Annotated in this window: 16 protein-coding genes, 2 tRNA genes and 1 pseudogene; 15 read left to right on the forward strand and 4 right to left on the reverse strand. The window is 71.5% G+C overall.

Annotation, left to right across the window (positions count from 1 at the left end; translation table 11 throughout):
• Together gatB and VLJ82_RS08675 are read left to right on the forward strand one after the other, a co-directional pair.
• Nucleotides 1–1308, forward strand: a 1308-nt coding sequence (gene gatB, locus VLJ82_RS08670; protein WP_408662940.1) for an Asp-tRNA(Asn)/Glu-tRNA(Gln) amidotransferase subunit GatB, incomplete at its 5' end; no start/stop codon positions are given.
• Between the two features lie 152 nt (nt 1309–1460).
• A complete protein-coding gene (locus VLJ82_RS08675) occupies nt 1461–1814 on the forward strand; it encodes a pyridoxamine 5-phosphate oxidase (protein ID WP_408662978.1) in 354 nt (117 codons plus the stop codon).
• 13 nt (nt 1815–1827) lie between these two features.
• Here the strand turns inward: VLJ82_RS08675 and VLJ82_RS08680 are convergent, their stop codons facing one another.
• The gene (locus tag VLJ82_RS08680; protein WP_408662941.1) at nt 1828–3075 is read right to left on the reverse strand and encodes a PQQ-dependent sugar dehydrogenase; all 1248 of its coding nucleotides are present in this window, start codon (nt 3073–3075) and stop codon (nt 1828–1830) included.
• Nucleotides 3076–3155: 80 nt separating this feature from the next.
• Between VLJ82_RS08680 and VLJ82_RS08685 the strand changes: the two genes are divergently transcribed.
• Nucleotides 3156–4112, forward strand: a complete 957-nt coding sequence (locus VLJ82_RS08685; protein ID WP_408662942.1) for a 2-hydroxyacid dehydrogenase — start codon at nt 3156–3158, stop codon at nt 4110–4112.
• A 41-nt stretch (nt 4113–4153) separates the two neighbouring features.
• Here the strand turns inward: VLJ82_RS08685 and VLJ82_RS08690 are convergent, their stop codons facing one another.
• Nucleotides 4154–4534 (reverse strand): PH domain-containing protein, encoded by a 381-nt coding sequence (locus VLJ82_RS08690; protein WP_408662943.1) that lies wholly within the window; start codon nt 4532–4534, stop codon nt 4154–4156.
• A gap of 31 nt (nt 4535–4565) precedes the next feature.
• On the opposite strand from VLJ82_RS08690, the gene ilvD reads away from it, so the two are divergent.
• On the forward strand, nt 4566–6266 hold the full coding sequence (gene ilvD, locus VLJ82_RS08695) for a dihydroxy-acid dehydratase (RefSeq protein WP_408662944.1): 1701 nt from the start codon (nt 4566–4568) through the stop codon (nt 6264–6266).
• A gap of 42 nt (nt 6267–6308) precedes the next feature.
• Here ilvD and VLJ82_RS08700 read toward each other — a convergent pair whose 3' ends face one another.
• Nucleotides 6309–7097, reverse strand: a complete 789-nt coding sequence (locus VLJ82_RS08700; protein WP_408662945.1) for a CAP domain-containing protein — start codon at nt 7095–7097, stop codon at nt 6309–6311.
• A 436-nt stretch (nt 7098–7533) separates the two neighbouring features.
• Between VLJ82_RS08700 and VLJ82_RS08705 the strand changes: the two are divergent.
• The 7 genes and pseudogenes from VLJ82_RS08705 to VLJ82_RS08735 form a co-directional block, all read left to right on the forward strand.
• Nucleotides 7534–9342: pseudogene (locus tag VLJ82_RS08705) on the forward strand (acetolactate synthase large subunit); the annotation flags it as partial.
• 120 nt (nt 9343–9462) lie between these two features.
• The gene (ilvN, locus tag VLJ82_RS08710) at nt 9463–9984 is read left to right on the forward strand and encodes an acetolactate synthase small subunit (protein WP_408662946.1); all 522 of its coding nucleotides are present in this window, start codon (nt 9463–9465) and stop codon (nt 9982–9984) included.
• Nucleotides 9985–10094: 110 nt separating this feature from the next.
• On the forward strand, nt 10095–11129 hold the full coding sequence (gene ilvC / locus VLJ82_RS08715; RefSeq protein WP_408662947.1) for a ketol-acid reductoisomerase: 1035 nt from the start codon (nt 10095–10097) through the stop codon (nt 11127–11129).
• Between the two features lie 28 nt (nt 11130–11157).
• Nucleotides 11158–12180: a 3-isopropylmalate dehydrogenase gene (locus VLJ82_RS08720; RefSeq protein WP_408662948.1), complete on the forward strand. Its 1023-nt coding sequence runs from the start codon at nt 11158–11160 to the stop codon at nt 12178–12180.
• A gap of 53 nt (nt 12181–12233) precedes the next feature.
• Nucleotides 12234–13841, forward strand: a complete 1608-nt coding sequence (cimA, locus tag VLJ82_RS08725; RefSeq protein WP_408662949.1) for a citramalate synthase — start codon at nt 12234–12236, stop codon at nt 13839–13841.
• Between the two features lie 106 nt (nt 13842–13947).
• Nucleotides 13948–15270, forward strand: a complete 1323-nt coding sequence (locus VLJ82_RS08730; RefSeq protein WP_408662950.1) for an HNH endonuclease signature motif containing protein — start codon at nt 13948–13950, stop codon at nt 15268–15270.
• A gap of 140 nt (nt 15271–15410) precedes the next feature.
• Entirely contained in the window at nt 15411–16223 is an 813-nt protein-coding gene (locus VLJ82_RS08735; RefSeq protein WP_408662951.1) for a class I SAM-dependent methyltransferase, read from the forward strand.
• A 22-nt stretch (nt 16224–16245) separates the two neighbouring features.
• Here VLJ82_RS08735 and VLJ82_RS08740 read toward each other — a convergent pair whose 3' ends face one another.
• Nucleotides 16246–16680 carry a hypothetical protein gene (locus VLJ82_RS08740; protein WP_408662952.1) on the reverse strand — a complete coding sequence of 145 codons (435 nt, stop codon included), beginning with the start codon at nt 16678–16680 and terminating at the stop codon, nt 16246–16248.
• An 84-nt stretch (nt 16681–16764) separates the two neighbouring features.
• Here VLJ82_RS08740 and VLJ82_RS08745 point away from each other — a divergent pair, with 84 nt between their 5' ends.
• The 4 genes from VLJ82_RS08745 (at nt 16765) to VLJ82_RS08760 (ending at nt 19488) form a co-directional block, all read left to right on the forward strand.
• Nucleotides 16765–17559, forward strand: coding sequence for a fumarylacetoacetate hydrolase family protein (locus VLJ82_RS08745; RefSeq protein WP_408662953.1), 795 nt, complete (start codon nt 16765–16767; stop codon nt 17557–17559).
• Complete coding sequence (gene gltX / locus VLJ82_RS08750) at nt 17556–19040, forward strand: glutamate--tRNA ligase (RefSeq protein ID WP_408662954.1); 1485 nt, start codon at nt 17556–17558, stop codon at nt 19038–19040. Before VLJ82_RS08745 ends, gltX begins: the two co-directional genes overlap by 4 nt.
• A 240-nt stretch (nt 19041–19280) precedes the next feature.
• Nucleotides 19281–19352 (forward strand) — tRNA-Gln (locus tag VLJ82_RS08755).
• Nucleotides 19353–19415: 63 nt separating this feature from the next.
• Nucleotides 19416–19488: transfer RNA gene (locus VLJ82_RS08760), tRNA-Glu, on the forward strand.
• Nucleotides 19489–19626 lie beyond the last annotated feature (138 nt).

Here is a 19626-nt window from a genome sequence, read left to right on the forward strand (position 1 = left end):
GCGATCGAGTACACCATCAAGATCGGCCTGGCGCTGAACTGCTCGATCGCCTCGTGGTGCCGGTTCGCCCGCAAGAACTACTTCTACCCGGACATGCCGAAGAACTACCAGATCTCGCAGTACGACGAGCCGCTGTGCACCGACGGCTACCTCGACGTCGAGGTGCACGGCGAGACGGTGCGGGTCGGGATCGAGCGGGTGCACCTGGAGGAGGACACCGGCAAGAACACCCACGTCGGCGGCGCGACCGGGCGGATCCACGGTGCGGACTACTCGCTGGTCGACTTCAACCGGGCCGGCATCCCGCTGGTGGAGATCGTCACCAAGCCGGTCGCCGGCACCGGTGCGCTGGCCCCGGAGGTGGCCCGTGCCTACGTGGCGGAGCTGCGCGACATCCTGCGCACGCTCGGGGTCTCCGACGTCCGGATGGAGCAGGGCAGCCTGCGCTGCGACGTCAACACCTCGCTCACCCCGGCGGGCTCGGCGGAGTGGGGCACCCGGACCGAGACCAAGAACGTCAACTCGCTGCGCAGCGTCGAGCGGGCGATGCGCTCGGAGATGATCCGGCAGGCGGCGCTGCTGGACGCCGGGGGGAAGGTCAAGCAGGAGACCCGGCACTTCCAGGAGACCACCGGCCAGACCCGGTCCGGACGCAGCAAGGAGGAGGCCACCGACTACCGGTACTTCCCCGAGCCGGACCTGGTGCCGGTGGCGCCGGACGCCGGCTGGGTGGAGCAGCTGCGGGCCGGCCTGCCGGAACTGCCCGCCGCCCGCCGCAGCCGGCTGCGCGCCGAACTGGGCCTGAGCGCCGAGGAGCTGCAGGCGCTGGTCAACGCCGGTGCGGTGGACGTCTTCGCCGACACCGTGGCCGCCGGCGCGCCCGCGGCCGAGGCCCGCAACTGGTGGCTGGGCTACCTCGCCCAGCTGGCCAACGCCCGCGAGATCGAGGTGGCGGTGCTGCCCATCTCGCCGGCGCAGGTGGCCAAGGTGATCGAGCTGGTCGGCGCCGGAACGCTGTCTACCGCGCTCGGCCGGCAGGTGGTGGACGCGGTGCTGGAGACCGGCGACGACGTCGAGCAGGTGATCGCCGAGCGGGGCCTGGCGGTGGTGTCGGACACCAGCGCGCTGACCGAGGCCGCCGACGCCGCGATCGCGGCCAACCCGGACGTCGCCGAGAAGGTGCGCGGCGGCAAGCTGCCGGCGGTCGGGGTGCTGGTCGGCTCGGTGATGAAGGCGACCCGCGGCCAGGCCGACGCGGCCACCGTCCGGGCGATCCTGCTGGAACGGCTCGGAGTGTCCGAGGGCTGAGCGTTGTCGGTGCCGGCTGGTAGACCATCCGGCATGGCCAGCTGGAGGGAACTCGCCACCGACGCCCCGGACTTCGCCGCCCGGGTGCGGGCCCGTTTCGACGCGGGCACCAACAGACCCTGGCCACCCTGCGCCGGGACGGCTCGCCGCGGATCAGCGGCTCCGAGCTCGTTGTCACCGACGACGAGGTGACGCTGGGCATGATGCCGGACTCGGTGAAGCTGGCCGACGTCCGGCGCGATCCCCGGGTGGCGCTGCACTCGCCGACCCTGGAACCGCCGCCGGGCGATCCCGGTGCCTGGCTGGGCGAGGCGAAGCTGGCCGGCCGGCTGGTCGAGATCGAGCGACCGCCCGACGTGCCACCCGACGCGGCCTCGTTCCGGCTGGACGTCACCGAGGCGGTGCTGACCTACGTCACCAGCTCCGTTCCGGACGGCCCGGTGGACCTGCTGGTGGTGGAGTCCTGGCATCCCGGCATCGGCCACCGGCGCCGGGCCCGCCGCTGAGCGGGGCGAACCGTCAGGTGATCGGGCTCGCGGTGTCGTCCGACGGCGAGATCCGGATGACCCGGTCGTCGTCGGCGGTCGGCCTGCCCTGGCCGTCCCGGTTGCGGGTGGTCAGCCACAGCGCCCCGTCCGGCGCGGCGACCACGGTAGCCAGCCGGCCGTACCGGTTCTGCAGCGCGGGGCTGAACGCGCCCAGCGTGACCGCGCCGCCGGAACCCTGGGTCAGGTTGCTGACGGCCAGCGACCGGCCGGTGGAGGTGGCCACGAACAGCCGTCCGGCGGCTATCGCGCAGCCACCGCCGCCGCCGAGCGCCGGCGGCAGCGTCCGGAGCGGATCCACCGACGAGGACAGGTTGCCGGGCCAGCCGTAGTCGTTGTCCGGACGGATCACGTTCACCTCGTCGGCGTCCCCGCCGACGCCGGGCGTCCCCGCCGAGATCGCGATCCGCAGGCCGGTGCGGGTGTCCACGCACAACCCGTCGACGCTGCGCAGCCCGAGGCTGAACACCGGCGAGCTGGGCAGCGGGTTGCTCGGCAGCGGCCGGCCGATGTCGCTGGTGCGCAGGATCTTGCCGGCCAGGCTGCTGGTCGAGGCCGCCAGTGCCGGCTGGCCGGCGTCGCCGGTGCCGATCAGCAGGGCGCCGGTGGCGTCGAAGGCCAGCCGGCCGGCGTTGCCGGTGCGGCCCTTCGGAATGCCGGTGACGATCGCCGACGGCGGCGAGCCGAGCGCGAAGTGCACCACCCGGTTGTCGGTGGCGGTGCTCAGGTAGGCATAGACCAGGCCGTCCTGGTCGAAGGTGGGCGAGATCGCCAGGTCCAGCAGGCCGCCGTCGCCGCTGCCGTCCACGACCAGCCGCTGCACCGGGGTGGCCGGCCGCCCGGGCACCGGCTGCACCCGCAGGATCCTGCCGGTGGTGCGCTCGCCGACCAGCGCGGTGCCGTCCGGCAGCACCACCAGCCCGGTCGGCTGGTTCAGCTTGGTCGCCAGCACGGCGGGGTCGGTGGCCGGGGTGCCGGTCGGCGCGGAGCCGGACGGGCCGGGGGGCGGGGCGCTGCCCGAGGAGCTGTCCGACGGCGACGGGGCCGGCAGCCGGGGGGCCGGCAGCTGCGGGCGCGGGTCGTTGTTGCCCTGGTAGTTCGGCTGCGGCACCCAGGTCGGCGGGTCGCCGGCCGTCCCGCTCCGGCAGCCGGTGGTGCCGGCCAGCACGGCGGCGACGGCCACCACCGGGACCGCCGTCCGGGTCAGCAGGGAAGGCAACACCGGTCCAGTCTGCCTGCTCGAGCTGTGTGACGGGCATGGGACGGAGAGAACCCACCGGTCGTCACGCTAGTTTGATGCGCGTGAGCCAACTGTGCGTGCCGTCCACCGCCGTCCGCGACCGCGGGCTGGCCATGGCCCGGCGCCAGGACGATCCGCAACCCGAGCTGATCGAGCTGCTGTCCGGCGCGGTGATCCACGAGCCGACCAGCCTGCCGGGCCAGGAGCTGGCCGGTGTCGACTTCTGGGTGCCGGACTTCCTGGGCGCCGACCCGGTGCTGTACCGGGGGATCGTCGCGGCGATGCCGGGCCTGCGGGTGATCCAGGCCCAGACCGCCGGGGTGGACGTGCTGCTGCAGGTGCTCCCCGACGGCGTCGAGCTCTGCGACGCGCGGGGCGTGCACGGCTCGTCCACCGCCGAGTGGGCGCTGACCGCGCTGCTGTCGGTGTTCCGGGAGTTCCCCCGGTTCGAGCGGGCCCGCCAGCAGCGGCGCTGGGACTACTCGGTCACCGACGAGCTGGCCGGCAAGCGGGTGCTGATCGTCGGGGCCGGCGACGTCGGCCAGCAGCTGGCCCGCCGGATCACCGCCTGCGACGCCATTCCGGTGCTGGTCGCGCGGACCGCGCGCGAGGGGGTCTTCTCGATCGGAGAGCTGCCCGACCTGCTGCCGGGCGCCGACGCGGTGGTGCTGATCGTGCCCAAGACGCCGGAGACCGTCGGCATGGTGGACGCGGCGTTCCTGGCCGCGATGCCGGACGGCGCCGTGCTGGTCAACGCCGCCCGCGGGCCGGTAGTGCACACCGCCGCGCTGCTGGCCGAGCTGACCTCGGGACGGCTGCGGGCCGCGGTGGACGTCGTCGATCCGGAGCCGCTGCCCTCGGACCACCCGCTGTGGCTGGCTCCCAACCTGCTGCTCACCCCGCACGTCGCGGGTTCGGTGCTGGGTTTCGGCGACCGGTTCGCAGCCCTGCTGGTCAGCCAGCTGCACCGGTACCTGCACGGCGAGCAGCTGGCGAACGTGGTCACCGGCGAGTACTGACGCCGCGGTGGCTGCCGCCCCTGCCGGCCGCCGCAACCGGCTCAGCCGGCGGCTGCCGGGTCCGGTATCCGTCCGGCGCCGGCAGCGATCAGGTCGTCCAGCCGGGTGCTGCGCACGCACGGCAGCTTCAGCTGGCCACCGATCCGGTCCACCGCGTACACCGCCCCGGAGCGGTCCAGCCGCAGGCCGGCGAGCTCGTCCCAGCCGATCATCCGGGAGCCGAACATCGCCCGGGCGTGCACGCCGCGCTCGTCGACGATGGTGGCGGTGCGGGCGACGTAGCACGCCCCGGCCAGCGGCAGCAGGTAGACCAGCGCCAGCACCGGCGAGTGCACCACCGCGGTGCAGCACAGCGCGGTGAACGCCACGATCAGGTAGGACAACGCCGGATGCTTGAGCACGGTCCGCTGCGGAGTCGTCATGGCCGCCAGCCTAGGTCGTAGGCTCGACGCCGTGAGCACCCAGCAGCCCGGCAGTAAGGCACGCCACCACCGCAAGCCGCACTCCGGCGCGGTCACCGACGGCATCGAACGGGCCGCCTCCCGGGGGATGCTGCGCGCAGTGGGCATGGGCGACGACGACTGGGGCAAGCCACAGATCGGGGTGGCCTCGTCCTGGAACGAGATCACGCCCTGCAACCTGTCGCTGGACCGGCTGGCCAAGCGGGCCAAGGAGGGCGTCCGGGGCGCCGACGGGTTCCCGCTGGAGTTCGGCACCATCTCGGTCTCCGACGGCATCTCGATGGGCCACGAGGGCATGCACTACTCGCTGGTCTCCCGGGAGGTGATCGCCGACTCGGTCGAGACGGTGTTCCGGGCCGAGCGGCTGGACGGCGCGGTGCTGCTGGCGGGCTGTGACAAGTCGCTGCCGGGCATGCTGATGGCCGCGGCCCGGCTGGACGTCGCCGCGGTGTTCCTGTACGCCGGCTCCACGCTGCCCGGCAAGCTGCACGGCAACGACGTCACCATCATCGACGCCTTCGAGGGGGTCGGCGCGTGCCTGGCGGGCAAGATCACCCGCGACGAGCTGGACGAGATCGAACGCGCCGTCTGCCCCGGCGAGGGCGCCTGCGGCGGGATGTACACCGCCAACACGATGGCCTCGGCGGCCGAGGCGCTCGGCATGTCGCTGCCCGGCTCGGCGGCGCCGCCCGCGCCGGACTCGCGCCGGGACGCCTATGCCGGCCGCTCCGGCGAGGCGGCCGTGCACCTGGTGGACGCCGGGATCACCGCGCGTCAGATCCTGACCAGGCAGGCGTTCGAGAACGCCATCACGGTGGTGATGGCGCTCGGCGGTTCCACCAACGCGGTGCTGCACCTGCTGGCCATCGCCCGGGAGGCTGCGGTGGAGCTGTCGCTGGACGACTTCAACCGGATCGGCGACAAGGTGCCGCACCTGGCCGACCTCAAGCCGTTCGGCCGGTTCGTGATGACCGACGTGGACCGGATCGGCGGCATTCCGGTGGTGATGCGGGCCCTGCTGGACGCCGGCCTGCTGCACGGCGACGCGCTGACCGTGACCGGCCGGACGCTGGCGGAGAACCTGGCGCTGCTGGCGCCGCCCGCGCCGGACGGCGAGGTGATCCGGCCGCTGGCCAGCCCTCTGCACCGCACCGGTGGGATCACCATCCTGCATGGCTCGCTGGCTCCGGAGGGCGCGGTGGTCAAGACGGCCGGCTTCGACACCGACGTCTTCGACGGCACCGCCCGGGTCTTCGACCGCGAGCAGGCCGCGATGGAGGCGGTGGCGGCCGGCACGCTGCAGGCCGGCGACGTGCTGGTGATCCGCTGGGAAGGTCCCAAGGGCGGCCCGGGGATGCGCGAGATGCTGGCGATCACCGGTGCGATCAAGGGCGCCGGCCTCGGCAGGGACGTGCTGCTGCTCACCGACGGCCGGTTCTCCGGCGGCACCACGGGGCTGTGCATCGGGCATGTCGCCCCGGAGGCGGCGGTCGGCGGCCCGATCGCGCTGGTCGCCGACGGGGACCGGATCGTCGTCGACATCGCCAACCGGAGCATCGAGCTGCACGTCGACGGGGCGGAGCTGGAGCGGCGGCGGGAGGCCTGGCAGCCGCTGCCGCCCCGGTTCGACACCGGCGTGCTGCGCAAGTACGCCCAGCTGGTCGGATCCGCCGCGCACGGCGCGATCTGCTGACGGGAAAGCTCCGGCTACCGCGCGATCTGATCCACCCGCGGGTCAGGACAGCTGCGCGAAGTCCTCGGTGATCCACAGCAGGTGGTGTGCCGGGTCGAGCAGCACGTCGATGCCCACCGCGTCGACCGCGCCGGACAGCAGTGCCTGCCGGTGGCTGTCGTCCGGCGGTTGCTCGGCCAGCATCGCCTGCTGGACGGCCAGGGCGCCGGATGAGCTGAGCGTGCCGGTGTTGCCCACCACCTCCGCGGCGTAGCTGCCGAGCACGCCCTGGTTCGCCTGCCGGACGCCCAGTGCCGGTTCCCCGCCGACCCGCGGGCTGAGCTGGTTGGCTTGTGCCATCGCCGCGTTGTGCCCGGCGGCGCTGCGCTGCAGCCGCGGGTTCCAGCTCAGCGCCGGCAGGCCCGCGTCCCGGCGCGCCTTGTTGAGCGCGGAGAACAGCGCGTGCGCGATGGCGGTCGAGTTCGACGCCGAGTGCGGGGTGGCCGGCTCGCTGGTGCGGGGTGCGGGCCGGCTGGAGGTGGCCGGCGCCGGAGCACCGGCCGCGGTCGGTCCGGGTGTGCCGGCGCCCGGCATGCCGATGCCGGCCCGGGTGCTGGCCGCGGGCAGCAGTTCGGTGACCGGCGGTACGTAGCCGTTGGTGCCGGCAGAGGGCGCGGTCTGCGTCCGGCTGGGCGACGTGCTGGGCCGGCTGGTGGCCGTTGCCAGCACCGACGAGCTCGCGCTGGGGTGATCGGGCAGCAGGATGGCGCCGGCGAAGGTCAGCGGCCGGCGGGTGCTGCCCGACATGACCATGGTGGCCACGGCGACCGTGCTGATCGTCGCCGCCGCCATCCATAACCAGAAGGTAGGGGGCCGCACCGCTGGCATGCCCGAATGGTGCCACGCGGTTATGGCAAAAGTCAGCAACGAATCGACGTAAATATGATGTGGGATTGCAAGGCGGATCCGCCTTCGGACACTGCCCGATCGCACCGGACGCCAATTGCCTTCCAGCGCAGGGAGATCTCTCCCTGCGTGCGGTAAGGAGGCCGCCCGGCTCGGAGAACCTTGGACGGCCGCCGATACCCGTGTATGGTCATCGCCATGCAGCAGCACCTGGTACTTATCGCATAGCGCGTCCGGCGGCTACCAACCGCAGCGACGCGCAGACCCTTCGTGCACACCGCACGAGGGGTTTTTTGTTGCCCACCCGACCGCTAGGACGTCCTAGTACCCAGCACTACACAGCCTTACTTCACAAGCAGAACACGTACCACCGCACCGCCGGAAGGATCCAGCCATGGCACCGACACCCGCCTCCGACCAGTCCGCGCAGCTCACCGGCGCGCAGGCCCTGGTCCGGTCGTTGGAGGAGATGGGCACCGACGTGGTCTTCGGCATTCCGGGCGGGGCGATCCTGCCGGCCTATGACCCGCTCTACGACTCCCGCAAGGTGCGCCACATCCTGGTACGGCACGAGCAGGGCGCCGGTCACGCGGCGGAGGGGTACGCCCAGGTCACCGGGAAGGTGGGGGTGTGCATGGCCACCTCCGGTCCCGGCGCGACCAATCTGGTGACGCCGATCGCGAATGCCTTTCTCGACTCGGTTCCGATCGTGGCCATCACCGGCCAGGTGCCGTTGCCGGCGGTCGGCACCGATGCCTTCCAGGAGGCCGACATCTCCGGGATCACGCTGCCCATCACCAAGCACAACTTCCTGGTGCAGCACGCCGAGCAGATCCCGCAGACCATCGCGGAGGCGTTCCACCTTGCCGCGACTGGGCGTCCCGGCCCGGTGCTGGTGGACATCCCGAAGGACATCCTGCAGCAGCAGACCGCGTTCCGGTGGCCGCCGGTGCTCGACCTGCCCGGCTACCGGCCGGTGACCAGGCCGCACGGCAAGCAGATCCGCGAGGCCGCCGCCCTGATCGCCACCGCCCGGCGTCCGGTGCTCTACGTCGGCGGCGGAGTGCTCAAGGCCCGCGCCACCGCCGAGCTCGCCCGGTTCGCCGAGCTGTCCGGCATACCGGTGGTCACCACGCTGATGGCGCGCGGCGCGTTCCCGGACTCGCACCGCCAGCACCTGGGGATGCCCGGCATGCACGGCACGGTGGCCGCGGTCACCGCACTGCAGAAGGCGGATCTGCTGATCGCGCTCGGCACCCGGTTCGACGACCGGGTAACCGGCCGGCTGGACTCGTTCGCCCCGCACGCGGCGGTGATCCACGCCGACATCGACCCCGCCGAGATCGGCAAGAACCGGGTGGCCGACGTGCCGATCGTGGGCGACGCCCGCGAGGTGCTCGGCGAGCTGACCACCGCGCTGCGGGCCGAGTTCGCCGCCGGGCACCGCGCCGACCTGGCCGGCTGGTGGCGCGAGATCGACCGCTGGCGCGAGACCTACCCGCTGGGCTACGAGGAGCCCGCCGACGGCAGCCTGGCGCCACAGTACGTGATCGAGCGGCTGGGCAGGATCGCCGGTCCCGACACGGTGTTCGCCGCCGGGGTGGGGCAGCACCAGATGTGGGCGGCGCAGTTCATCTCCTACGACAAGCCCTACACCTGGATCAACTCCGGGGGAGCCGGCACGATGGGCTACGCGGTGCCGGCGGCGATGGGCGCCAAGGTCGGCGCGCCGGACACCCTGGTGTGGGCCATCGACGGCGACGGCTGCTTCCAGATGACCAACCAGGAGCTGGCCACCTGTGCCATCGAGGGAATCCCGATCAAGGTCGCGGTGATCAACAACGGCAACCTGGGCATGGTGCGGCAGTGGCAGGCGCTGTTCTACCAGGAGCGGTACTCCAACACCGAGCTGGGCACCCATCACCGGCCGCGCGGCAGCCAGCCGCCGGTCCGGATCCCGGACTTCGTCAAGCTGGCCGACGCGCTCGGCTGCGTGGGCCTGCGCTGCGAGTCGGCCGCCGAGGTGGACGCCACCATCGAGAAGGCGATGTCGATCGACGACCAGCCGGTGGTGGTGGACTTCACGGTCGGCAAGGACGCCATGGTGTGGCCGATGGTGGTGGCCGGCACCTCCAACGACGAGATCCTCGCCGCGCGCGGCATCCGTCCCGACTTCGACTCGGGAGTCTGAGCGATGAGTGAGCATCGCAGCGAGCGCAGCGAGCGAGGAGCGCAGCGAATGCCAGCGATGAGCGCTCGCGCGAAGAGCCAGCAGACGAGTGAGCTTGGTACGCGGGAGAGGGACTGACTGATGAGCGTGCACACCTTGTCGGTGCTGGTGGAGAACAAGCCCGGCGTGCTGGCCCGGGTGGCGGGCCTGTTCAGCCGGCGCGGGTTCAACATCGAGTCGCTGGCGGTCGGGCCCACCGAGCATCCGGAGATCTCCCGGATCACGATCCTGGTCTCGGTCGAGGGCAATGCCCTGGAGCAGGTCACCAAGCAGCTCAACAAGCTGGTCAACGTGCTCAAGATCGTCGAGCTCGAAGAGGGCCAGGCGGTGCAGCGCGAACTGCTGCTGGTCAAGGTGCGCGCCGACGACGGCAACCGCCGGGTAGTGCTCGATATCGTGGAACTGTTCAATGCCAAGGTGGTCGACGTCACCCCCGAAGCGCTCACCGTCGAGGTGGTCGGCCCGCCTGCCAAGCTTGACGCAGTGCTGAAGATGATGGGGCCGTTGATCCGTGAGATGGTGCAGTCCGGCATGGTGGCACTCGGCCGGGGTCCACGCTCGATGACACAGGCGGCGTTGCGCGCCGTGGAACGAGCCGGTTGACCGCCGGTCCCGCCCGCGACTTCTCGGCGGACGGGATCCAGCGGATGAAATCCAGCACAGCAGCGGCCGTCACAGGGGCGGCCGGCCGGACGAGAGGGACACCATTCCAGATGGCCGTGGAGATGTACTACGACGACGACGCCGACCTGTCCATCGTGCAGGGCCGCACGGTCGCGGTCCTCGGCTTCGGCAGCCAGGGTCACGCGCATGCGCTGAACCTGCGGGACTCCGGCGTGGACGTCCGGGTGGGACTGCCGGCCGGCTCGCGCAGCCGCGGCAAGGCCGAGGACGCCGGGTTGCGGGTGCTGACGCCAGCCGACGCCGCCGCCGAGGCCGACCTGATCATGGTGCTGGCGCCCGATCACGTGCAGCGCTCGCTGTATGCCGAGTCGATCGAGCCGAACCTGCAGGACGGCGACGCGCTGTTCTTCGGGCACGGCTTCAACATCCGGTTCGGCTACATCACCCCGCCGCCGAACGTGGACGTGGCGATGGTGGCGCCCAAGGGCCCCGGGCACCTGGTGCGCCGGCAGTTCACCGACGGCAAGGGCGTCCCGGTGCTGGTCGCGGTGGAGCAGGACGCCGCCGGCAAGGCGCTCGAGCTCGCGCTGTCCTACGCCAAGGCGATCGGCGGCACCCGCGCCGGGGCGATCCGGACCACCTTCACCGAGGAGACCGAGACCGACCTGTTCGGCGAGCAGGCGGTGCTGTGCGGCGGTGCGTCCCAGCTGGTCCAGTACGGCTTCGAAGTGCTCACCGAGGCCGGCTACGAGCCGGAGATCGCCTACTTCGAGTGCCTGCACGAGCTCAAGCTGATCGTCGACCTGATGTATGAGGGCGGGATCGCCAAGCAGCGCTGGTCGGTCTCCGACACCGCCGAGTACGGCGACTACGTCTCCGGCCCGCGGGTGATCGACGCGCACGTGAAGGAGAACATGCGCACCATCCTGCGCGAGATCCAGGACGGCTCGTTCGCCGCCCGGTTCATCGCCGACCAGGACGCCGGCGCGCCGGAGTTCAGGCAGTTGCGGGCCAAGGCGGAGCAGCACCCGATCGAGGAGACCGGTCGCAAGCTGCGCGGCCTGATGAGCTGGGTGAACAGTGACGCCGACGCCGACTACCACGAGGGCAGCGCGGCGCGATGAGCGCTCGCGCGAAGAGCGGATCGACTCCGTGAAGCTGGCGGTCATCCCGGGCGACGGGATCGGGATCGAGGTGACCGAGCAGGCACTGCGGGTCCTCGACGCGGTGCTGCCCGCGGTGACCACCACCCACTACGACCTGGGTGCCGCGCAGTGGCATCGCACCGGGGAGGCGCTGCCGGACTCGGTGCTGGCCGAGCTGCGCCAGCACGACGCCATCCTGCTCGGTGCGGTGGGCGATCCGTCCGTGCCGTCCGGGGTGCTCGAGCGCGGCTTGCTGTTGCGGTTGCGGTTCGAGCTCGACCACTACGTCAACCTGCGCCCGGCCAAGCTCTACCCGGGTGTCAGCACGCCGCTCGCCGGCCGGCCCGAGATCGACTTCGTGGTGTACCGGGAAGGCACCGAGGGGCCCTACGCCGGCAACGGCGGCGTGCTGCGCAAGCACACCGCGCACGAGATCGCGACCGAGGTGAGCGTCAACACCGCCTTCGGTGTGGAGCGGGTCGTCCGGGCTGCGTTCGACGGCGCCACTCGCCGCCCGCGCAAGCACCTGACCCTGGTGCACAAGAACAACGTGCTGGTGCACGCCGGCGACCTGTGGACCCGGACCGTGCACCGGGTGGCCGAGGAGTACCCGGACGTCACCGTCGCCTACCACCACGTGGACGCGGCGACGATCTACCTGGTGACCGATCCCGGCCGGTACGACGTGATCGTCACCGACAATCTGTTCGGCGACATCCTCACCGACCTGGCGGCGGCCGTTGCCGGTGGCATCGGCCTGGCGGCAAGCGGAAACCTCAACCCGGGACGGACCACCCCGTCGATGTTCGAACCGGTACACGGCTCGGCACCGGACATCGCCGGCCAGGGCAAGGCCGACCCGACCGCGGCGATCCTGTCGGTCGGGATGCTGCTCGGCCATCTCGGCCACGAGCAGCCGGCGGCCCGGATCGAGGCGGCGGTGGCCGCCGACCTCGGCACCCGCGATCCCGGCAACCCGGGCAGCACCCACCAGATCGGCGAGCGGATCGCCGCGGCTGCCGCCCACTGATCCACCCGTCCGGCCCGGCAGCTTCCAGCCGGGAAGACGAATTGAGGAAACACATGTTCAGCGACGACTTCCACGTCTTCGACACCACCCTGCGCGACGGCGCCCAGCGCGAGGGGATCAGCTACTCGGTCACCGACAAGCTGGCGGTGGCCCGGCTGCTGGACTCGCTGGGAGTCGGGTTCATCGAGGGCGGCTGGCCGGGTGCGGTGCCCAAGGACACCGAGTTCTTCGCCAGGGCCGCGGCGGGCGAGCTGTCGTTGCGGCACGCCACCCTGGTGGCCTTCGGCGCCACCCGCAAGGCGGGCGTCGCGGTGGCCGACGACCCGCAGGTGGCCGCGCTGCTGGCCAGCCGGGCGCCGGTGATCACCCTGGTGGCCAAGTCCGACGTCTGGCACGTCGAGCGCGCCCTGCGGACCAGCCCGCAGGAGAACCTGGCGATGGTGTCGGACACGGTGGGCTACCTGGTGGCGGCCGGCCGGCGGGTGTTCGTCGACTGCGAGCACTTCTTCGACGGGTACTCCCACGATCCCGACTACGGGGTGCAGGTGCTGGACGCGGCCGCGTCGGCCGGCGCGGACGTCGGGGTGCTGTGCGACACCAACGGCGGCATGCTGCCGATGGGGATCTCGCAGGTGGTGTCGGCGGTGGCGGCACGGACCGGCATCCGGCTGGGCATCCACGCCCAGGACGACTCCGGCTGCGCGGTGGCCAACACCCTGGCCGCGGTGGCCGCCGGTGCGACCCACGTCCAGTGCACCGCCAACGGCTACGGCGAGCGGGCCGGCAACGCGAACCTGTTCTCGGTGCTCGGCGGACTGGTGTTCAAGATGGGGCTGGACGTGCTGCCGCCCGGCACGATCGCCGAGAGCGTCCGGGTCGCGCATGCCATCGCCGAGATCGCCAATCTCGCGCCGGACCCGCACGCACCCTACGTGGGCGGTTCCGCCTTCGCGCACAAGGCGGGGCTGCACGCCTCGGCGATCAAGGTCGGGCCCGAGCTGTACAACCACCTCGACCCGACGCTGGTCGGCAACAGCCAGCGCATCCTGATCACCGAGATGGCCGGCCGGGCCTCGGTGGAGCTGAAGTCGGCCGAGCTGGGAGTGGATCTCCGGACGCACCCGGACGTGGTCGGCAAGGTGGTGGACCGCATCAAGGCCCAGGAGTCGGCCGGCTGGTCCTACGAGGCGGCGGATGCCTCGTTCGAGTTGCTGGTACGCGAGGAACTGCACACCGTGCCCGTGCAGTTCGTGCTGGAGTCCTACCGGGTGATCATCGACCGGGGCGAGGACGGCAGCATGATCACCGAGGCGACCGTGAAGGTGCGTGCCGGTGACCGGCGGATGATCACCACCGCGGAGGGCAACGGCCCGATCAACGCGCTGGACCTGGCGCTGCGCTCGGCGCTGGAAGGGATCTTCCCGCAGCTGGCCGATCTGGAATTGTCCGACTACAAGGTGCGCATCGTGCCGGGCAAGCACGGCACCGACGCGACCAGCCGGGTGCTCATCGAAACCTCCGACAAGGCCAGCGAGTGGACGACGGTCGGGGTGCATCCGAACATCGTCGAGGCGTCCTGGCTGGCACTGGCCGACGCGGTGCGGTACGGCCTGCTGGAGCGGGGGGCTCGGTTGGACCGCCCTGAGCCGTTGGCCAGCTGACGTCGCGCTTCGCCTTCGCCGCTCAGCGCCCTCAGGCTGTCGTTGACGGTGAGGACTCCCTTTCTCTGAAAGGGTTTTGTCAGACCCTGTCGCTAGTGTCCGATGCATGGACACACTGGCTGACGGACAGCCGTCGGCGCCGCTGCGCGAGGTCGTCGGTGAGCTCTCGCGCTACCTCGCGGACGTGACGGCCGACCTGTTCGGCAAGCTGACCGACGCCGACGTGCTGGCCGAGCTGCAGGAGTTCGAGAGCCTCCGGCGCCGGCTTGCGGTGGTGGACCACGCCCTGGTCGCCGAACTCGACCGGCGCGCGCTGGCGGGCCGGCTGGTGGTGGCATCGACATCGACGCTGCTGCAGGCGGCATTGCGGCTCTCCCCGCACGAGGCCAAGCAGCGGGTGAGCGCGTCGCAGGTGTGCGGACCGCGCTGGTCGCTCACCGGCGAGCGGCTGGAGTCGTTGTTGCCCGAGGTAGCCGCCGGCCAGGCGGCGGGGGTGGTGTCGGTAGAGCAGGCCAGGGTGATCGCCGAGACGCTGGAGGAGCTGCCCGGTTCGGTGGCTCCGGCGGATGTCTCGGCCGCCGAACGACACCTGGTCGTGACCGCCGCGCACCTGCCACCGCGCCAGGTGGGCATCGCCGGACGGCGGATCCTGGCCCAGCTGGACCCGGACGGCGTGCTCGCCTCCGATGCCGAGCACGCCCGCCGCCGATCGTTCGCGCTCATGCCCCAAGCCGATGGCGGGTACCGGGCGGTCGGCCGGCTGACACCGGCCTGCGGCGCGCTGTTGCTGTCCTGGCTGAGCCCGCGCTCGGCGCCCCGTCCGGCACAGGGCATGGCCGGCGACCCGGCCCAGGCGATTCCGGACTCCCGCAACCACGGTCAGCGAATGCACGACGCATTGCAGGAGTTGGCCGGTCTGGCCGTCCGGCGCACCGAGTTGCTCGACTCCGGCGCACCGGCCCAGGTGATCATCAGCATGACCGCAGACCAGCTCGCGGACCGGCAGGGATGGGCCGAGACCAGCTTCGGCCAGCTGCTCACCGTCGGCCAGGCGTTGAAGCTTGCCGACGAGGCGGCCATCACCCTGCTGGTACGCGATGCCCGGGGCGCGGTGCTGCGGCAGGGCCGCACCAAGCGGATCGCTACCCGCAGCCAGACCCTTGCCCTGATCGCGCGGGATGGCGGCTGCTCCTTCCCGGGGTGCGACAAGCCGCCCGAGTGGTGCCAACGCCACCACATCGTGCCCTGGGCCGACGGCGGAACTACCGATCTGGACAACCTGACGCTGCTGTGCTCCAGCCATCACCGCGACTTCGAGGCCGCGGGCTGGGCCTGCCGGCTGGTCGACGGCCTGCCAACGTGGATCCCGCCGGGATGGGTCGATCCCACCCGGACACCGAGATGGCATCACCGGATCGACAGGCGGTAGGTCGGCCGATCACGAACAGAGCGCCCGGGTGCCGACGGGTGCGCACAACGCTGGGAAGGATCCAGAAAGCTCGACCGGAGCCGGTACTTTACGGCTGCTGTCCCGCTCCTGGAACGTGTCGACATGATGGGGGAGTGTGGGTGAACGCGAACAAGGCTCTATGGGAAAAGGGCGATTTCACGCGGATCGCGGAAAGCATGCGAGCCAGCGGCGAGGCAATCGTCGCCAGGCTCGGGATCACGCCCGATCTCACGGTGCTGGATCTGGGATGCGGCGACGGAACCACCGCACTGCCGGCGGCGAGGTATGCCAGCCGGGTACTGGGCGTCGACATCTCCGAGCCGCTGGTCGCCGCCGGGACGCGCCGGGCGGAGCGGCACGGTCTGACGAACCTGACCTTCCAGCAGGGTGACGCCAGCGACCTCGGCGAATTCCCGGACGCCACCTTCGACCTGGTTCTCAGCTTCTTCGGTGCAATGTTCGCGCCGCGCCCGTCCGAGGTCGCGAAGGAGATGGTGCGGGTAACCCGGCCCGGCGGCCGGATCGTCATGGGCAACTGGATTCCGGGTGATCCGACCCTGGTGGCGCAACTGTTGCGGATCAGCTCCGCATACTCGCCACCCCCACCGGAGGGCTTCGTCAGCCCCGTGACGTGGGGGATCGACAAGGACGTCGTCGAGCGCTTCACCGGTGCCGGCGTCCCGGCCGACGACATCTCCTTCGCCAGGGACACCTACACCTTCGAACTGGATGCGAGCCCGTCGGAGTTCCTGGCCACCTTCAAGACCTACTACGGCCCCACCATGAACGCCTACCAGGCGGCGGAGGCGAACGGTCGCGCCGCTGAACTGCACGCCGAGCTGGAAGAGCTGTTCACCAGCCAGAACACCAACGCCACCGACGCGACCACCTGCATTCCCGCGACCTTCCTGCGGGTCACGGTGGACTGCTGAACATCCGCCCGCGGGCAGCCGGTTAGCGGGCCAGGCAGCTCGCGCCGCAGCCGCCGGCCGTGCTGCCGGCCGGGCAGGCCAACCCGGTGCTGCCGCAGCGGCCGCCGCTCACCCCGGCCGGTACGCCGCCAGCGCGGCTCATCCCGGTCGAACCGCCGCCAGCGCCACTCGCCCCGGCCGGCACGCCGCACGGCCCGGCCGCCGCCATCAGCACCTCGTCCAGCCGCTGCTCGGCCGCCGCGGCCTCGGTGAGCGCCGCCGACCGCCGAAGCCCCCAGGCGATCCCCAGCAGCACCAGCGCCAGCAGCCCGACCAGCAGGCCCGCCAGCATCCAGCCAACACCGTGCCGGGAGAAGGCCAGCATCCCGGCAACCAGCAGCACCCCGCCGAGTGGCGCCAGCGCGAGCGCCAGCCGCCGCCGGCGGGCCGGCGGGATCGCGTTCAGCTGCTCGCTCACCCAGCCAGTATCCGGCACGCCCGGCGCCCGGGCCGGCCCCGGGCACCCCGTCCGGGCCGATCGCCCGGCGGTAGCCTGTGGTCCGTGCGCATCGCGAGATTTGTTCATCCCGGCGGGATCGCCTGGGGAGTGGTGGAGTCCCCGTCCTCGGCCGGGCCCAACCCGCCGTGGGAGTCCCTCACCGTGGCCGCCATCAAGGACCACCCGATGGGCGCCATCGAGTTCACCGGCGAGCGGTTCGCGATCGGCGACGTTCGGCTGCTGGCGCCCATCCTGCCCAGCAAGGTGATCGCGGTCGGCCGCAACTACGCCGCCCACGCCGCCGAGATGGGCACCGACGTCCCGGAACGGCCGCTGATCTTCCTCAAGCCGTCCACCGCGGTGATCGGCACCCGGGACGTGATCCGGCTGCCCGCCGACTCCGACCAGGTCGAGCACGAGGCCGAGCTGGGGCTGGTGATCGGCAAGCTCGCCAAGGACCTGCCCCGCGAGCAGGCGCTGGGCGCGGTCTTCGGCTACACCTGCGCCAACGACGTCACCGCCCGCGACCAGCAGCGCGCCGACGTCCAGTTCACCCGCGCCAAGAGCTACGACTCGTTCTGCCCGATCGGCCCGTGGATCGACACCAGCTTCGACCCGAGCGGGGTGCGGGTCCGGGCGCTGGTCAACGGCGAGGTGAAGCAGGACGGCAACACCCGCGACATGATCTTCGACGTGGCCACCATCGTCTCCTTCGTCTCGCATGTGATGACCCTGGTCCCGGGCGACGTCATCCTCACCGGCACCCCGGACGGCGTCGGCCGGATCGCCGACGGCGACACCGTGACCATCGCCATCGACGGCCTTGGTGAACTCGTCAACCCGGTCCGCGCCAAGTGAGCGCCGCCACCGGTTCCGACATCCGGGTGCGGTTCTGCCCGTCGCCGACCGGCGTGCCGCACGTCGGCCTGATCCGCACCTGCCTGTTCAACTGGGCCTTCGCCCGCCACCACGGCGGCAGCTTCGTCTTCCGGATCGAGGACACCGACGCCGCGCGGGACACCCAGGAGTCCTACGAGATGCTGCTGGACACGCTGCGCTGGTTCGGCATGGACTGGGACGAGGGACCCGAGGTGGGCGGCCCGTACGGCCCGTACCGGCAGAGCGAGCGCCGGGAGGTCTACCGGGACGTGGTGGACCGGCTGCTGGCCGCCGGGCACCTGTACGAGTCCTACAGCACCGCCGAGGAGACCGAGGCCCGGCACCGGGCGGCCGGCCGGGACCCGAAGCTGGGCTACGACAACTTCGACCGGGACCTCACCGCCGAGCAGCGAGCCGGCTACCGCGCCGAGGGCCGGGAGCCGGTGCTGCGGCTGCGGATGCCCGAGGAGGAGATCGGCTGGCACGACCTGGTCCGCGGCGAGATCCGCTTCCTGGCCAGCACCGTCCCGGACTTCGTGGTGGTCCGGGCCAACGGCGAGCCGCTCTACACGCTGGTCAACCCGGTGGACGACGCGCTGATGCGGATCACCCATGTGATCCGCGGCGAGGACCTGCTGCCCTCCACGCCCCGCCAGATCGCGCTGTACCGGGCGCTGATCGACATCGGCGTCGCCGAGGCGGTGCCGGAGTTCGGCCACCTGCCCTACGTGATGGGCGAGGGCAACAAGAAGCTGTCCAAGCGCGATCCGCAGGCCTCGCTCTACCTCTACCGCGACGAGGGCTACCTGCCCGAAGGCATGATCAACTACCTCGCGCTGCTCGGCTGGTCGATCGCCGAGGACCGCGACATCTTCTCCCCGGACGAGCTGGTCGCCGCCTTCGACGGCGGCCGGATCTCCACCAACCCGGCCCGCTTCGACCCGAAGAAGTGCCTGGCCATCAACGCCACCCACGTCCGGCTGCTCGCCCCGGACGACTTCGCCCGGCGGTTGCGGGGCTATCTGGCCCGGGCCGGCCTGATCGGCGAGCAGCCGAGCCAGGCCGAGCTGGACCTGATCGCCGGCGCGGCGCCGCTGGTGCAGGAGCGGGTGCAGACCCTCGGCGAGGGTGCGGACATGCTGCGCTTCCTGTTCGTCGCCGACTCCGACTTCGTCCGCGACGAGCCGGCGGTGGCCAAGCAGCTCGGCGCGGACGGGCAGGCGGTGCTGGCGGCCTCCATCCCGGCGCTGGAGGGGCTGGCGGAGTGGAGCGTCGAGGCGATCGAGCAGGCGTTGCGCGCCGAGCTGCTGGAGCGGCTGCAGCTCAAGCCGCGCAGTGCCTTCGGGCCGCTGCGGGTGGCCGTCACCGGCCGGCAGGTCTCGCCGCCGCTGTTCGAGTCGCTGCAGCTGCTGGGCCGGGAGACCACCCTGGCCAGGATGCGCAGCGCCCAGGCCGGCTGACCCAATCGGGCGGCTGAGCTGGGGGACTGAGCCGACGGACCGAACCGGGTGGCTGAGCTGAGGGACTGAGCCGACGGACCGAACCGCGAGACCAGGTCGGAGGACGAGCCAGGTGACCGGCCGGGTAACCCAGCCCGACAGGGCGGGAGGACATGCCGAGCCACGCCCGATTTCGGTAGCGCGCCGGCCGTCGGGTAGAGTCTCGTCTCGGCTTGTTCAGCAGTTCGGACGGGCAGGCAATGGGGTATGGGGTAATTGGCAGCCCAACTGATTCTGGTTCAGTTAGTCTAGGTTCGAGTCCTGGTACCCCAGCGCGGAAGCCGCATCCAGCGGTTTGTGCAGCAGAAAGTTCAGCGGTTAGCGTGTTCTACCTAGGGCCCCGTCGTCTAGCGGCCTAGGACGCCGCCCTCTCACGGCGGTAGCGAGGGTTCGAATCCCTTCGGGGCTACCCGATCAAGAGCCTCCAGATCCTCTGGAGGCTCTTGTGCTTTCCAGGGTGCTTTCCCAGGCCGGCCGCTCCGGCACCGATTCCGGTCAAATCCTGCATTCATCTTCAGCGTCCGGCTCCTTCGCCGATAGGCACCCC

Source organism: Jatrophihabitans sp., from assembly GCF_035474675.1.
In the GTDB taxonomy this organism is placed as follows: Bacteria; Actinomycetota; Actinomycetes; order Mycobacteriales; family Jatrophihabitantaceae; genus Jatrophihabitans_A.